Below are 15,748 nucleotides of genomic sequence, written 5' to 3'. Positions count from 1 at the left end.
CTCACTTTAAGTGAGGTTTTTTTATTTATCAGAACTCCCTGTGGTTCACTTCGTCGAAAAGTCGTTCCTTCGGAAGGTTTTTGAAATATTTATATGTTATTTTAAGTCCCTCTTCACGGCTGAACTTAGGTTCCCAGTTCAATATTTGCCTGGCTTTGGTAATGTCCGGCTGTCTTTGTTTAGGGTCATCTTTAGGCAGGTCTTTATACACCACTTTCTGGTCCGTTCCTGTCAGTTTAATGATTTCTTCAGCAAATTCCTTGATGGTTATTTCTGAAGGATTACCGATGTTTACCGGTTGTGCATGATCAGAAAGCAACAGGCGGTAAATACCTTCCACAAGGTCGTCTACAAAACAGAAAGACCTGGTCTGGCTTCCGTCTCCGAAGATAGTAAGGTCTTCTCCTCTTAAAGCCTGCCCGATAAACGCAGGTAAAACACGGCCGTCATTCAGACGCATACGCGGACCATATGTGTTGAAAATTCTGACGATCCTGGTTTCAAGGCCATGGAAAGTATGGTATGCCATGGTCATGGCTTCCTGGAAACGCTTGGCTTCGTCATATACACCACGCGGGCCAACAGGGTTTACATGTCCCCAGTAGTCTTCTGTCTGAGGGTGTACCAGCGGATCACCGTAGACTTCAGAAGTAGAGGCAATCAGTACCCTGGCATTTTTAACCCTGGCTAATCCAAGGCAATTGTGGATACCCAACGAGCCTACTTTCAGGGTTTGTATCGGAATTTTTAAGTAATCAATCGGACTGGCCGGAGAAGCAAAATGAAGGATATAATGTAAATCTCCCGGCACATGGATGAATTTACTCACATCGTGGTGATAAAATTCAAAATTGGGCAATTTGAAAAGGTGCTCAATATTTCTGAGATCTCCGGTGATCAGATTATCCATGGCAATCACATGAAAGCCTTCTTTGATAAATCTGTCGCATAGGTGTGATCCAAGGAATCCTGCACCGCCCGTAATAAGTATTCGTTTCATAGTTTTGAGAATCGTATGATTATTGTTTTACAGTTTTACGGCCGATAGAATGGTATTCATACCCCATTTTAGCCATGTCCTCAAGTTCGTAAAGGTTACGTCCGTCAAATATAACTTTATTTTTTAAACTGGCATTCAGTTTTTCGAAATCCGGTGTCCTGAATTCAGGCCATTCCGTCATAATCATCAGAGCATCAGCACCTTCTACGGCGTCGTACGGGTTTTTGGCATATTTAACTTTTTTGCCGACTTCTCCTTTTACATTGTCCATGGCTTCCGGGTCAAATACCACCACCTTGGCACCAGCTCTTCTCAAAGCCTTAATATTGTATAAGGCCGGGGCCTCACGGATATCGTCTGTATGAGGCTTGAATGCCAGTCCCCAGAGTGCGATGGTTTTGCCTTTAAGATCCCCGTTGAAATAGGCTTTAAGGCGTGGCAGAAGTTTGGTTTTCTGTTTTTCATTAACACCCATCACTGATTTCAGAATTTTGAAATCATAATCATATTCGGCGGCTGTTTTAGCCAGGGCCTGCACGTCTTTCGGGAAGCAGCTGCCACCGTAACCGATACCTGCAAAAAGGAATCTTTTACCGATCCTGCTGTCTGTACCGATACCTTTACGCACGCTGTCTACGTCAGCCCCTGTTTTTTCACACAGGTTGGCAATTTCGTTCATAAAAGTGATTTTCATGGCCAGGAATGCATTCGCAGCATATTTGGTCATTTCAGCCGAACGCTCATCCATAAAAATGATCGGGTTACCCTGGCGGACCAAAGGAGCATAAAGTTTTTCCATCACCGCTTTGGCACGGTTTGAATTGGTCCCGATCACCACGCGGTCAGGTTTCATAAAATCATCCACAGCCACACCTTCCCTTAAGAATTCAGGGTTTGAGATGACGTCGAATTCTACCGTAGCATTCTTTGCCACAGCTGCTCTTACTCTTTCGGCTGTTCCTACCGGTACAGTACTTTTATCAATAATAACAGCGTATTCTTTCATGGTGTGGCCCAATGCGTCTGCCACGCCAAGTATATATTTTAAATCAGCTGAGCCATCTTCGCCCGGAGGGGTAGGCAGAGCTAGGAAGATCACTTCAGCCCCTTCAATACCTTCAGCCAATTCTGTTGTAAATTTCAAACGGCCTTCTTTGGTGTTCCTGTCGAACAAAACATCAAGGCCGGGTTCGTAAATGGTCATTTTACCTTTACGGAGTTTTTCAACTTTTTTAACATCGACATCAACGCAGGTTACATAATTCCCGGTTTCTGCAAAACAAGTACCCGTCACCAGACCTACGTATCCGGTTCCTACAACTGCTATTTTCATACGATTTAAATTTTAAGCCATCAGAGGCAGTTCGTTTAAATTAGATTTTTTGTTCATTAAAGGATAAACTTTAACAACAGAGTGAATTTCGGAATCAAAGGTATATTAATATTGATTAATTAAAATGCAAATGGTCTGAAAAATAACACTGACTTGTGAAATGTACCCACTTAATAACATAAAACCTTTACCAAGTCCACTTTTTTGCTCTGGCATGGTGAAATTTCGGCCTGAGATATTACATGCGAATATCAAGCCAGAATGACTGCATAAGGTAAAATTATTTTTTAGTTCCAGTTGAAGGGGTGCTTCTCGCCTTTGTAGGAACGAAGCTCCATGACGGCAGTGCCGACGGAAAAGTCAACCTCAAGTTTAATAGGAACACGGTTTTTGTCGTTCGAAACCCATATTCTGATAGCGTCTTCGCCTTTGAAGAGGTTGTTTTTGGGAAGGATCGGATTGAGTTTCAGTACTTCGATCTTACCGAATTTGGTATTGATTCTGCCTTTGCCATTGTATTTGACGGCCATATTGTAGAGTTCATCATCAAAAAACAAAGGAGCGGAGACTGTCTGCCCGATTTTAAGTTTGGAAAAATCAATAGTCCTTAAGAAATAATAGCCCGATATAACATCCTGGATATTATTAGGCACCTTATAGTTGGTGGCTTCGTCTTTTTCTACTTTGGTTACGCGATTGCTCTGATGGTCAAAACTGAAAGTCTGATCACGTTTATAATCCCTTTCCCTGGCACTGTAGAGAAATTTCTGGGGAACAATGGCGGAAGTATCGATATAAGACCGGTAGGTGTTTTTAACCCTGAAAATGTCGGTAATCCCTGCAGTTTTTCCTAAAACATTTACTTTATAACACGGACGGCTGTTGACCATGTAAATTTTGTCGTCTACATCAATGTTAGCTGCACCGATGGTCAGAATGCCGAACTTAACTTTATAATCAAAACTTTCGCCGGCCTGGAAACTATCATGTTTGATTTCACGGTAATCGTCCTGAACAAAAGCAAAAAAAATAAAAGCTGTTATAATCGTCTTAATTTTCATAACCCGATCGAAGGATATTTTTGTTTTAAATAACGCATGTATGACTTAAAGTCACTGTTAAATTTTGTTCTGAACTCCTCTTCAAAAAGATTTTGCTTTGCCTGGTAAGTCTTAAATGCCACAAAATAAGCGTTGTTCAACTTGGGGATTTTCTTACTCCATCTTTTTCTTCCCAACGTATCAGAGCTTGTAATAATTTCATTAATCAAATGAAATTTTAGTGAATCTTTTAACTTAGACTGCATTTTACCATCAAAGGTTGCATACAAACTGTCTAACTTACGTGTACCGTGCATGATATGGTTGCTGAATTTCTGATAATAATTTTTATCGGCATTGTATTGTATATACTCTTTTGAATTTTTACCGTATTTAAACTCAAGAAACTTCAGGGCTCCGTAATCTCCCACAAAATCTGCGAGGTTCTCATTGAACTCCAGGTTATTCTTTACAAATAGTGTTCCGTGTGTCAGTTCATGAATAATCAGCGATGCGAGTTCTCCCGGATCTTTGTTCAGCATTGAGCTCAATACGGGGTCTTTGAGGTATCCCAGGGTGCTCCAGGCAGATACTTCTCCCAGCCGTGTGTCCCAGCCCTCTTTTTTTAAAGCGGTGATGTCTTCGTCAGCATACTTTTTTTCAAAGTGGCCCTTGTAGCTGAATTCTCCGACAATGGGGAATTTCCATTTCCGGGCCTCAAGCCTGTATGGTTCAGAGGCGGTGATTACCCAAAGGATGGGTTTTCCATGTTGTTCGTAATAAGTGGTGTAGTTTTTTGAGGGATTGATCCCAAGCGAATCAATCGCAAATTTCTTGATTTCTCCGATCAGTTCCAGTTTGACTTTTACAGAATCGGGGGTGTTGGGCAACGTTCTGATGGTTTCAAGGTCTTCGGTGTCAAATATGATGCTGAGCTGGCCCTTCAATTGCCGGAATCCATACCTTAATACGGAAAAATTCACGGCTCCGTAGATCAGGATAAAAAGCAGAATCGCCAGCCCTGTATATTTTAAGATCTTTTTCATGCTGATAATAAAAAAGGATACTGCACTGTGCAGTATCCTGATATGATTAACGGATTTTCAAGCTCTAGATTATTCGTCAGCGTCTGCACCGGCGTTTTTGTCCATCAATGCGTCGGAATTTCCTGCAACAGTCTGCTTGATTTTTTCTTCGATATCGGCCATTAACTCAGGGGTGTCTTTGATCAGTTGTTTCACTGAGTCACGACCCTGTCCTAAGCGGCTGTCACCATAAGAAAACCATGAACCTGATTTTTTAACGATATCCAGGTCAACGGCAAGGTCAAGTACTTCACCTGACTTGGAAACGCCTTCACCATACATGATGTCAAACTCAATGACTTTGAATGGTGGTGCAACTTTGTTTTTAACGACTTTAACACGGGTACGGTTACCGATAATATTGGTGTCATTGTCTTTGATCTGACCTATCCTGCGGATGTCAATCCTCACCGAAGCGTAGAATTTCAGGGCATTACCACCCGTAGTGGTTTCAGGGCTGCCGAACATCACGCCGATCTTATCTCTCAGCTGGTTGATGAATATACAGCAACAGCCGGTTTTGTTGATCGTACCGGTCAGTTTTCTCAGGGCCTGGGACATCAAACGGGCCTGAAGACCCATTTTACTGTCACCCATTTCACCTTCAAGCTCAGCTTTAGGCACAAGGGCGGCAACAGAGTCAATAACCAGAATGTCAATAGCACCGGAACTGATCAGGTGCTCGGCAATTTCAAGGGCCTGCTCACCGTAGTCCGGTTGTGATATCAGAAGGTTTTTAGTGTCAATTCCCAGTTTTTCAGCATATACACGGTCAAAAGCGTGTTCTGCATCAACAAATGCGGCAATACCACCTTTTTTCTGTGCTTCTGCAATGGCGTGCATGGCCAGGGTGGTTTTACCTGATGATTCAGGTCCGTAGATCTCGATGACCCTCCCTTTCGGAAACCCGCCTACTCCGAGAGCAAGATCCAAACCAAGCGATCCGGTTGAGATGACAGGTACATCCAGTACTTTGGTGTCACTCAATCTCATCACCGTACCTTTACCAAATGTTTTGTCCAGTTTGTCAAGTGTGGTTTGAAGAATTTTTAATTTATCTGTATTGTCTGCCATTTAATTATTTTTGTATTATGGTTCGAAGGGCAAATATATTGAATTAAACTTATTTTGTACGCTAGTATTTTTAGCAAAATGCATCATTCTTTAGTAATGACCTCATCCAGGTTCAGCATGACGTTAGCAGCTACACTCAAAGCCGCCAGTTCAGGGTCAGGGCCAGTTGATTTTAGCAATTTTACGGACTCTTCCGGTGATTTTTTATACGATTTCAGAGACTCGTTATAGGTTTTTTCGAGGATCGCCAGCTTATCGTTGCTGATGTCACGCTTCATGATTTCTTTAAAACCGGACCTGATTTTATCGCTCACTTTTCCTTTTGAGTTCTTCATTTTCCTGCCCAGGGCAATCGCACATTCCACATAAACAGGATCGTTCAGAGTCACGAGGGCCTGCAGTGGTGTATTGGTTCTTATCCGCCTGATCTGGCAGAATTCACGGCTCGGGGCGTCAAATGAGGTCATAGAAGGGTAGGGGCTGGTCCTTTTCCAGTAAGTATACAAAGCCCTTCTGTAGCGGTCTTCGTTTTCTGCATTTTTCCAGTCTTCACCATTCCAGGGCGATTGCCACAAACCTTTGGGCTGAGGCGGCATCACACTCCTGCCATACATTTTCGGAGAGTATAACCCACTGACCACCAGTGCCTGGTCCCTGATTTGTTCCGCATTGAGTCTTACCCTGGGTCCGCGGGCCAGGTAGCGGTTATACGGATCAGCCTCCATCAGTTCAGGAGTCGTTTTAGACGACTGCTGATAGGCCGATGACATCACGATGTACTTCAGGATTTTCTTGGAGCTCCATTTGAAGTCGTTCTGGAATTTTAGGGCCAGGTAGTCAAGTAGTTCCGGGTGAGAAGGGGTGAATCCCTGTGTGCCGAAATCTTCCTGGGTTTCGACAAGCCCTATGCCGAAAATCTGTTCCCAGTAACGATTGACAGCCACCCGGGCAGTTAAAGGGTTTTTGCCGTCTACCAGCCATCTCGCAAAACCGAGCCGGTTTTTAGGATAGCCGACGGGGAGTTTGCCCAGATAGGAAGGCACATCCGGTTTGACTTCTTTGCCATGCACCAGCCAGTTTCCTCTTTCAAAAACAAAGGTTTTTCTCAGCAAATCACCCTCTCCGTCAATGAAAATCGGAGCGTTATCGGTGCCTGCATTCAGAATCTCGGCGTATTGGATTTCTGCTTTCGGGTCGGTCTCAGCCAGTGCTTTCTGGAATGCCACCCATTTGACGGTCAGCCAGGTTTTGGGCTCTGCCGGATTTGTAAAACTGAAATTTAACGTGTGCTTTCCTTTCAGCTCAGGAATAGCCAGGATCATCACCGTGTCTTTGTTGGACGGCACCTGGAATTCCGTCAGATTTTGCTCATTGGTATAGATTTTCAAAACTCCCTTTTTGGCCCCTGTAGAGAGCTGGATCAAAAGCCTGTTTTTGCCGGTTAAGGTCACATTTTTCAGTTTACCCAGCCCGGTATGCTGTAAACCCAGGTATTTTTCGTCCAAAAGCGTAGAAGTAATCACGGAAGCCCTTTCGATATCATGAGAATTGAATTTGGGCTCAAGTACTTTGATGAATTTTTCGGTGGTTTTCCTGGTCTCGGGGTTAGCGTGCCGGTTCAGCCACGATTTCAGGGCCACGATTTTTAAGGAATCCTTTTCATTATAAAACTTCAGGTAAGGCGTCTCGCTTACCACGTCTTCGTCCCGTGTCTGGTTGAAGAAAGCCATCAGTTTATAATATTCGTCGTGTTTAAACGGATCATAAGGGTGCGTATGACACTGTACACAACCCATGGTAGTGCCCTGGAAAACATCAAATGTGGTATTTACCCTGTCGATAAGGGCAGCCACCCTGAATTCTTCATCGACAGTCCCTCCTTCATCATTCGTCATGGTATTCCGGTGGAAACCCGTCGCGATGTACTGGTCATTCGTAGGATTGGGAAGTAAATCCCCGGCGAGTTGTTCCACCACAAACTGGTCGTAAGGTTTGTCCTGGTTAAACGCTTTTATGACATAATCCCTGTACCTCCAGATGTTCCTGTAAACATCCCTTTCATATCCTTTGGTATCGGCATATCTCGCCAGGTCAAGCCACATCCCGGCCCATTTTTCGCCGAAATGCTGGGAGGCCAGAAGCTGGTCCACCACTTTTTCATAAGCACCGGGTGACTGATCAGCCAGAAAGGCATTCAGCTGTTTTGTAGTAGGAGGAAGACCGATCAGATCGAGATAAGTTCTTCTGAGTAAGGTACTTTTGTTTTCCTTTGCCGATGGCGTAAGGTGCTCTTCCTTGAGTTTGTCCAGTATAAAATGATCGATGTCATTGCTGACCCAGTTTACTTCTTTGTCGTCTGTGATGCCCAGTCTGCCCAGGAAAGAGCCCACAGCCGGAACATCTACTTTTTGCGGCGGTGTATAAGCCCAGTGATCACCCCATTTTGCCCCCTGATCTATCCATTTTTTCAGGATTTCGATTTCTTCTTCCGGCAATTCCTCTTCGTTCTTGGGCATCCGGTCTTCCGGATCTTTGGAGATGATTCTTTTGTAAAATTCCGAATGCTCCGCATCTCCCGGAACAATACCTGTTTTGCCGGATTTTCCTTTTGTGTTGATGGCCTCATTGGCAAACAGGAAGCTGATTTCCCCCGCTTTTTTGACTCCGCCATGACAGGCTACACAACGTTTATTGAGTATAGGTTTAACCTGGGTGTTAAAATCCACCTCTTTTTCCCTGGAAAGGAAATAGATGGAAAGAGTAGTAATAAATAATACTGAACCAATAATTAAGGCTCTGTTGAACATTTTTAATGAGGTTGAATGAGCGTGAATTTAGCAAAAATAGTTTTGATTCGGAAATTTTTTAAAACCGGGACTGATGAACGGGGCGGTTTTAAAACAAAAAGAACGGACACAAAGGCCCGTTCCTTATTATTATGCGATAATCAGGGTTGGAGATCTTGATCAATCAGAGATTAACAACACTGACTTTAGTGGAATTCTTTTCTGTAATAATACCGCTTCTCAGCATACAAATATAACAGTTTTCTGAAGTAATTTGAAATTATTCTAAATAGTATTTTTGCTATCGCTTTTTTCTGATCCGACCAGCCGGAAACTGTTGATTTGAGTATTAAATTTGGTTATTTTACACGGGTAACGAACTAGTTTTACATTTTAAAGTGTTTAGAGGTATGACTTTCGAAGAACTCAATTTAAATAAACCTCTGTTAAATGCTCTGACTGATCTGGGTTTAACAGAGCCGACACCCGTACAGGAAAAAGTGTTTTCTGTGGTAATGTCCGGAAAAGACGTTTGTGCCATTGCACAAACCGGAACAGGAAAAACATTCGCCTATCTCTTGCCTTGCTTAAGGCAATTTATATTCAGCAAAGTTAAATATCCCCAGTTATTGATCCTCGTGCCGACGCGTGAGCTGGTGGTTCAGGTGGTGGAAATGATAGAGCAGCTGACCATTTATTCAAGTATCAGGGCCGTCGGCGTGTATGGAGGGGCTAATATGAAGCCTCAGATGGCCGAAATTGCCAAAGGAACGGATATTATCGTGGGTACGCCCGGCCGTGTGATCGATTTGCTGTCAAACGGATCCTTTAATCCCAAGACACTTAAACGCCTGGTGATAGATGAATTTGACGAAATGCTCAACCTGGGTTTCAGACCCCAGCTGAAGAATATTTTTGATAAAATACCTGGCAAACGCCAGAACCTGCTGTTTTCCGCTACCCTCACCGAAGAAGTGGAGCAGTTGACCGAGGTGTTTTTTAACAATCCTGTCCGGATAGAGGTGGAAGCCTCCGGAACACCCCTTCAGAATATTGCCCAGAGTTATTACGAAGTGCCTAACTTTTATACTAAGATCAATTTCCTGGAGCTTTTGCTGACCAATAACGAAGGCATGGACAAAGTCCTGGTTTTCGTGTCTACCAAGAGGCTGGCAGATCTGCTTTATGATAGACTCGAGGAACAATATGAAGACAGGGTAGAGGTGATCCACTCCAACAAAGCCCAGAATCACCGTTTTGCCAGTATCAACTCATTTCTGAATGGTTATTGCCGGATCCTGATTGCGACGGATATCCTGGCCCGCGGACTGGACGTTGAAAATGTAACCCACGTGATCAACTTCGATTTGCCGGAAGTGCCGGAAAGTTATATCCACAGGATAGGAAGAACCGGGCGTGTGGAAAAGAAAGGTACGGCAATTTCTTTTGTAACCGAAAAGGACAAAGAGTTTCTGACAGGTATAGAAGCTCTGATGGATTATAAAATCCCTAAACTTGAGGTGCCGAAGTTCCTGGATGTTTCAGAAGAACTGCTGGAAGAGGAGCGGCCTAAGATCAACATGAAGACGATCCTGACCAAACCTAAGAAGAAGGAGGTTGGTCCGGCATTCCACGAAAAATCATTAAAGAATCAGAAAGTCAATGTGAGAAGGGACATTGAAGAAGAAAAAAAGAAGAAATACGGAAAGGCCTATAAAAAGAGGGCCAAGAAATAAAAGGAAAGTCAGGTGCACGCACCTGACTTTTTTGTTTTAGGGAAACCATGGTTTTGTTCCGGAGTTCTATGAGTTTCTTTTATTTAGACATTTCACTTCTTGGATCTTTAGATTTAAAGATCGGGTAGCCTAACTGCACATACCAGGGCTCTTCATGATAATCTTCGATACCAATGTGCTCAGGGAATTTCCTGGTGATTTTGGCTGTCCCGAAGAGCACATCCCAGAAAAAGAACATGTTTCCGTAGTTGCCGTTAATGACCCCGATACCGTCTTTGTCGCTGGCTGCATGATGGGCGTGGTGTGTGGCAGGAGTAGAGATGACCCTCTCCACCACCCACATGACCGGATGAAGCCACTTGATCTCATAAAGCGGTTTGTCCCATCTGATGCTTGAATGAGCCGATATTCCGATCAGGATTTTAAGAAAATACCCGATAATAAAAGCTTCTCCGAAACCCAGGAATATAAGTATGGTTGAGACAATGCGTGAAGGGAAAATCAGCAAATAGACCCATGAGTTTCTGCCTGAGAGGAAAACGCTCATTTCAGGGGCAGAGTGATGGACCCTGTGACCTTTCCAGAGCCATTCATAGGTATGAGCCGCCCTGTGCCACCAGTACTGCGTAAAATCCTCAAGTACACAGGTGATCAGTACACCGGCCCAGATAGGAACCGCGGCAAAAGTATTATAATAATCTGCAAAGAAGACATTCAGGATGTAAGAGTAAATCAGGAAACTGAGCGGGCGGGTAATCACGCTGGACAAAGCCAGTCCTGCTATCGTAATGTGCCACTCGTTTTTTGTCCATTTACCGCTTTTAAAAGCACCTGTAAAAAATTCACCCAAACTGAAAACAATCAAGAGTATAAGTATTTCATAATAAATAGTACTGTCTGTAAATTTCATGGTAAAAGATAAGTTTATTGCTGATAAATTATATAGTCTACTAAATCCATAGACAAAGTAAATTAACTATCATTTTTTATGCAAACTTTTCAAGAAGTTTTTTTTCAGAACAGTATATTTTTTTTCTTAACCGTCTGTTTTTGAAAGCTTAAGCATAAAAAAAGCCACCAGTAAGGTGGCTTTTGAATATTTTACCAGAGATGCCTCAGGCGATCGTCCCGGAGAGGGCCGGCCGGCCGTCAGGCGTACCTGACAATATCGAGGTACTCTTTTTGAATTCTATCTTAACGCCTGTTCCTGAGAAAGTATACCTGACTTTTTCATAATGAGCGGTTTCTATGTATCTCAAAGTCAGCTCAAGCGTATTTCTCTCCAGCCAGGTAGCACTGGCGGCTACCCTGGTTTTTGTTTCACCGGGCACAGGGGTCGGCACCAGTTTTACCGGAGCAATTGACATATCGGTAAAACCGTCTTTCCATTTGCCAAGTCCGCAAAGGATATCATGCTTCCCTTTGTCATTTTCCAGGGAGACTTTGCAGGCATCAGGAGAAAAAGAGAAGGTAACCTGGCTGATGTTCATCTCATTCGTGTCTATTTTGAAACTTTTGCCGCTGATGTCCGGAATCAGGGAAGAATAATTTTCTGCCACAGGAATTTTTAAAGCCAGGTTACCCAGCCTTTGTCTGAGTTTTGCCTGATTGCTTTTATCCTCAGGAAGTTCGTTGCCTTTGATGGCCGGCAGGATATGGTCCCACATGTTGTCCATAATGGCCTGCATGTTGGAGGTCTCGCTGGTAACGGCGATGACAAGGTCCTGATTCGGAATGACCACACAATACTGCCCCATGGCTCCATCACCGCGGTAGCCGTCATGCCTGCAACGCCAGAATTGGTAACCGTAGCCCTGAAGCCAGTCATTTTCTTCTTTTTTCCTTGATCCTCCCACCGATTGTATTTCAAAACTGGTAGCATCGTTGATCCAGCTTTCTGCAATGAGGCGTTTGCCGTTCCACATTCCTTTCTGAAGGTACAGCTGCCCGAACTTAGCGATGTCTTCTGTTTTTAACCTTAATCCCCATCCCCCGGTACAAACTCCGGCAGGGTCGGTTTCCCAATCGGCACCTTTGATGTCGAGTGGTTCAAAAAGTCTTTTTTCAAGATAGGTCAGCAGTGTCTGCCCGGTCAGTTTCTGAATAATGGCCGAAAGCATGTACGTGGCTGCCGAGTTGTAGACAAACTGCGATCCTGGTTTAAGGTCCAAGGGTTCGTTGAAAAAGGCCTTTACCCAATTGGTATTCTGAGGTGCCCTCACCGCTCCGGTCGGGTCTTTCGCATGCCCGGTTGACATCGTCAGTAAGTGTTTTACCGTCAGTTCTGACAAGTTCTTGCTGACTTTGGCAGGCACCTCTTTCGGGAAAAAGGAGATAACCTTGTCAGATACCTTCAACCGACCTTCCTGCACGGCCATCCCGATCGCTGTGGATGTAAAACTTTTACTGAGCGAATATAAGGTATGCTTTAAATCGGGAGCGTAAGGGGCCCACCAGCCCTCTGCTATGACTTTACCGTGCCGGAGCACCATCAGACTATGTAAATTGAGATCGGCCAGCTCAACGGCATCCAGGAAGTCGAGTATACCGGATGAGGCCACGCCCTGGGCTTCGGGCAGACTTCTGACCAGGTGCGGGGCATTTGGTTCACCGGCAAAAGCCCGTGACGGTAAATAAGCCAGTAATCCTGCCTGGGCCACACCAAAACCCAGTTGCTGAAGAAATGCTCTTCTGTTTAAACTCATCGTTTTTTTAAATTTTAAGGGTTGAAACTGATTCCTGTTGTGGTGAATTGACGAAGTCTTGCATTGCAGATTTGAAGATACTCAAAAGATGGCGATTATTTGCAGGGAAATTTGTGATTTAGTGAATGATTGAATGATTGAATGAATGAATGCTTGCCCGATCTGGGCTTTGACGGGGCGGGAGTTACTGGATGATTTGGCAGAGGTGTTGCTGTTAAACAAATCAACCTGTACTCTCCGCACCACATCCGGACCTTTTCCTTCCTCCATTCTCTTTTTTCCAATACAACAAAAAAAGCCCCGAAGTCACGACTTCAGGGCTTTCTGTTATATCGCTGAAAAATTAAGCGTTTGCATTCGCTGCAATGATATTCAGGGCAGCACCGGCTTTGAACCAGGTGATCTGGGCATCATTGTAAGTATGATTCACTTTGATTTCATCTTTTGTTCCGTCTGAGTGGTTAGCCACTACAGTCAGTTGCTTACCCGGAGCAAAAGTCGTCAGACCTAAGATATCAAAAGTATCATCTTCTTTAATTTTATCATAATCAGATGTGTCGGCAAAAGTAAGGGCCAGCATACCTTGTTTTTTAAGGTTGGTCTCGTGGATACGGGCAAAAGATTTTACCAGTATCGCTCTTACTCCCAGGTGACGTGGCTCCATGGCCGCGTGCTCACGTGATGAGCCTTCACCGTAGTTTTCATCACCTACAACGATGGTTCCGATACCGGCAGCTTTGTAAGCTCTCTGGGTAGCAGGAACTTCACCGTAGCCTCCTGTGATCTGATTTTTAACCGTGTTGGTTGAGTCGTTATATGAGTTAACCGCACCGATCAGAAGGTTATTGGAGATGTTGTCAAGGTGACCACGGAATTTCAACCACGGACCAGCCATTGAGATGTGGTCGGTAGTACATTTTCCTTTGGCTTTGATCAGAAGTTTCAGTCCGCTGAGGTCAGTACCTTCCCAGGCAGTGAACGGAGCAAGCAACTGAAGACGGTCTGATTTCGGGCTTACTTTAACCTTTACATTTTTACCGCTTCTCGCCGGTTTCTGATATCCTGCATCCAGTACATCAAATCCAAGTGGCGGAAGTTCGATACCCAACGGCGGATCCAGTTTTACCTGCTCTCCGTTTTCATTGGTCAATGTATCTTTAGCCGGGTTGAAAGTAAGGTCACCTGCAATCGCAAATGCTGTTACTACTTCAGGAGAAGCTACAAAAGCATGGGTATTAGGGTTACCATCTGCACGTTTCGCAAAGTTCCTGTTAAACGAAGTGATGATAGAGTTTCTTTCTCCTTTCTCAGCTCCGAATCTGGCCCACTGTCCGATACATGGTCCGCAGGCATTGGCTAACACCACACCGCCGATTTTACCGAAAGTAGTCAGAAGACCATCTCTTTCTGCGGTATATCTTACCAGCTCCGAACCCGGAGTGATAGTAAAGTCTGCCTTAGCTTTAATATTTTTCTGAACAGCCTGTGCCGCTATGGAAGCAGCACGCGTCATATCTTCGTACGATGAGTTGGTACATGAACCGATCAGACCCACGTCCAGTTTCTCAGGCCATTTGTTTTTTCTGACAGCGGCAGCAAATTTAGAAAGCGGCCAGGCCAGATCCGGCGTGAACGGACCGTTGATTCTCGGCTCAAGTTTCGAAAGGTTAATTTCGATCACCTGGTCGTAGTAGGTATGAGGATTGTCGATACAATCCTGATCAGGACGAAGGTATTCTTTTATTTTAGATGCCATCGTGGCTACTCTGGCTCTGCCGGTAGCTTTAAGATAGTTGGCAATTTTCTTGTCAAAACCGAACACTGAAGTGGTCGCTCCGATTTCAGCTCCCATGTTACAGATGGTTCCTTTACCTGTAGCTGAAAGTTTGTCAGCACCGGTACCGAAATATTCAACGATAGCACCTGTACCACCTTTTACAGTCAGCTGGCCGGCTACTTCAAGAATAATGTCTTTTGGTGAAGCCCATCCTTTCAACGATCCGGTTAGTTTAACACCGATCAGTTTAGGCATTTTAAGTTCCCAGGCCAGACCTGCCATCACGTCACAGGCATCAGCACCACCCACACCGATGGCGATCATACCCAGACCACCGGCATTCGGAGTGTGAGAATCGGTTCCGATCATCATACCGCCAGGGAAAGCGTAGTTTTCAAGTACCACCTGGTGGATAATACCCGCACCCGGCTTCCAGAAACCTATACCATATTTATTAGAAACAGAAGATAAGAAGTCGTAAACTTCCTTGTTTACTTCATTAGCCACTTTAAGGTCTTCTCCGGCACCGATCTTAGCCTGAATCAGGTGATCACAGTGTACAGTGGAAGGAACGGCGACTTTCTCTCTCTGAGCCTGCATAAACTGCAACAGGGCCATCTGAGCCGTTGCATCCTGCATAGCTACTCTATCTGGAGCAAAATCAACGTAATCTTTGCCTCTTGTAAAAGCCGTAGCCGGAATATTATCCCAAAGGTGAGAATAAAGAATTTTTTCGGCTAAAGTCAATGGCCTTCCTACAATCTTCCTTGCAGCCTCAACTCTTTCAGGAATTCGGGCATATATTGCCTTAATCATGTCCAAATCAAATACTTTCATTTGTTTCTATATATATATTGAATAAAATATTGTACACTAACTGCCAAATTTACGAAGGGTTTATTAATAAAAAATAGGATTTTTCTAATTTTTTACTCTTTCATATTTATAATCATTCTATATATGGTGATAAGTGTTTGTTTATCAGATGTATATATGATAATTTCTTCGTGTTTTTTTTTATTTTGGTGTGTGAAAATAGAAAAACTATTGTTTTTAAATGCTTTTTTTCATCATCAGATTCAGGCTGAAATCATTTGCTGTTACAGTAATTGAAATATTCCAAGAAATTACTCTTATAATCTCTGAAAAATGACAGACCTGTTTAAAAAAATACCCCGGAATCCATAGTTTTAAAGGTATTTGAACATTTTC

The 15,748-nt window shown here is 43.8% G+C and carries 10 protein-coding genes; 1 reads left to right on the top strand and 9 read right to left on the bottom strand.

Annotation, left to right across the window (positions count from 1 at the left end; all coding sequences use genetic code 11):
• Window positions 1–28: 28 nt before the first annotated feature.
• The 6 genes from GVN16_RS01835 to GVN16_RS01810 form a co-directional block, all read right to left on the bottom strand.
• A complete protein-coding gene (locus GVN16_RS01835; protein WP_166562126.1) occupies window positions 29–1,000 on the bottom strand; it encodes a UDP-glucuronic acid decarboxylase family protein in 972 nt (323 codons plus the stop codon).
• Between the two features lie 19 nt (window positions 1,001–1,019).
• A complete protein-coding gene (locus GVN16_RS01830) occupies window positions 1,020–2,333 on the bottom strand; it encodes a UDP-glucose/GDP-mannose dehydrogenase family protein (protein WP_166562125.1) in 1,314 nt (437 codons plus the stop codon).
• A gap of 287 nt (window positions 2,334–2,620) precedes the next feature.
• On the bottom strand, window positions 2,621–3,394 hold the full coding sequence (locus GVN16_RS01825; protein WP_166562124.1) for a DUF3108 domain-containing protein: 774 nt from the start codon (window positions 3,392–3,394) through the stop codon (window positions 2,621–2,623).
• On the bottom strand, window positions 3,391–4,419 hold the full coding sequence (locus tag GVN16_RS01820) for an aminopeptidase (RefSeq protein ID WP_166562123.1): 1,029 nt from the start codon (window positions 4,417–4,419) through the stop codon (window positions 3,391–3,393). The genes GVN16_RS01825 and GVN16_RS01820 overlap by 4 nt, the downstream gene beginning before the upstream one ends.
• Window positions 4,420–4,488: 69 nt before the next feature.
• On the bottom strand, window positions 4,489–5,532 hold the full coding sequence (recA, locus tag GVN16_RS01815) for a recombinase RecA (protein ID WP_166562122.1): 1,044 nt from the start codon (window positions 5,530–5,532) through the stop codon (window positions 4,489–4,491).
• Window positions 5,533–5,615: 83 nt separating this feature from the next.
• Window positions 5,616–8,339: a PSD1 and planctomycete cytochrome C domain-containing protein gene (locus GVN16_RS01810; RefSeq protein WP_166562121.1), complete on the bottom strand. Its 2,724-nt coding sequence runs from the start codon at window positions 8,337–8,339 to the stop codon at window positions 5,616–5,618.
• A gap of 389 nt (window positions 8,340–8,728) precedes the next feature.
• Between GVN16_RS01810 and GVN16_RS01805 the strand changes: the two genes are divergently transcribed.
• A complete protein-coding gene (locus GVN16_RS01805) occupies window positions 8,729–10,054 on the top strand; it encodes a DEAD/DEAH box helicase (RefSeq protein WP_166562120.1) in 1,326 nt (441 codons plus the stop codon).
• Between the two features lie 79 nt (window positions 10,055–10,133).
• On the opposite strand, the gene GVN16_RS01800 is transcribed toward GVN16_RS01805, so the two are convergent.
• From GVN16_RS01800 to GVN16_RS01790, 3 genes are all read right to left on the bottom strand, one after another.
• Window positions 10,134–10,964 carry a sterol desaturase family protein gene (locus GVN16_RS01800; protein WP_166562119.1) on the bottom strand — a complete coding sequence of 277 codons (831 nt, stop codon included), beginning with the start codon at window positions 10,962–10,964 and terminating at the stop codon, window positions 10,134–10,136.
• Window positions 10,965–11,169: 205 nt separating this feature from the next.
• Window positions 11,170–12,759 carry a serine hydrolase gene (locus GVN16_RS01795; RefSeq protein ID WP_166562118.1) on the bottom strand — a complete coding sequence of 530 codons (1,590 nt, stop codon included), beginning with the start codon at window positions 12,757–12,759 and terminating at the stop codon, window positions 11,170–11,172.
• A 343-nt stretch (window positions 12,760–13,102) separates the two neighbouring features.
• A complete protein-coding gene (locus GVN16_RS01790; protein WP_166562117.1) occupies window positions 13,103–15,373 on the bottom strand; it encodes an aconitate hydratase in 2,271 nt (756 codons plus the stop codon).
• Between the last annotated feature and the right edge of the window lie 375 nt (window positions 15,374–15,748).

This window comes from Emticicia sp. CRIBPO, from assembly GCF_009905725.1.
GTDB lineage: Bacteria > Bacteroidota > Bacteroidia > Cytophagales > Spirosomataceae > Leadbetterella.
This window is presented reverse-complemented; position numbering and strand designations above follow the sequence as displayed.

Excerpts from the sequence above, each read along its gene's own strand:
- GVN16_RS01830 (WP_166562125.1), bottom strand. The coding sequence starts at position 2,333 with ATGAAAATAGCAGTTGTAGGAACCGGATACGTAGGTCTGGTGACGGGT.
- GVN16_RS01825 (WP_166562124.1), bottom strand. The coding sequence starts at position 3,394 with ATGAAAATTAAGACGATTATAACAGCTTTTATTTTTTTTGCTTTTGTT.
- GVN16_RS01805 (WP_166562120.1), top strand. The coding sequence starts at position 8,729 with ATGACTTTCGAAGAACTCAATTTAAATAAACCTCTGTTAAATGCTCTG.
- GVN16_RS01800 (WP_166562119.1), bottom strand. The coding sequence starts at position 10,964 with ATGAAATTTACAGACAGTACTATTTATTATGAAATACTTATACTCTTG.
- GVN16_RS01810 (WP_166562121.1), bottom strand. The coding sequence starts at position 8,339 with ATGTTCAACAGAGCCTTAATTATTGGTTCAGTATTATTTATTACTACT.
- GVN16_RS01795 (WP_166562118.1), bottom strand. The coding sequence starts at position 12,759 with ATGAGTTTAAACAGAAGAGCATTTCTTCAGCAACTGGGTTTTGGTGTG.
- GVN16_RS01820 (WP_166562123.1), bottom strand. The coding sequence starts at position 4,419 with ATGAAAAAGATCTTAAAATATACAGGGCTGGCGATTCTGCTTTTTATC.
- GVN16_RS01835 (WP_166562126.1), bottom strand. The coding sequence starts at position 1,000 with ATGAAACGAATACTTATTACGGGCGGTGCAGGATTCCTTGGATCACAC.
- GVN16_RS01790 (WP_166562117.1), bottom strand. The coding sequence starts at position 15,373 with ATGAAAGTATTTGATTTGGACATGATTAAGGCAATATATGCCCGAATT.
- recA (WP_166562122.1), bottom strand. The coding sequence starts at position 5,532 with ATGGCAGACAATACAGATAAATTAAAAATTCTTCAAACCACACTTGAC.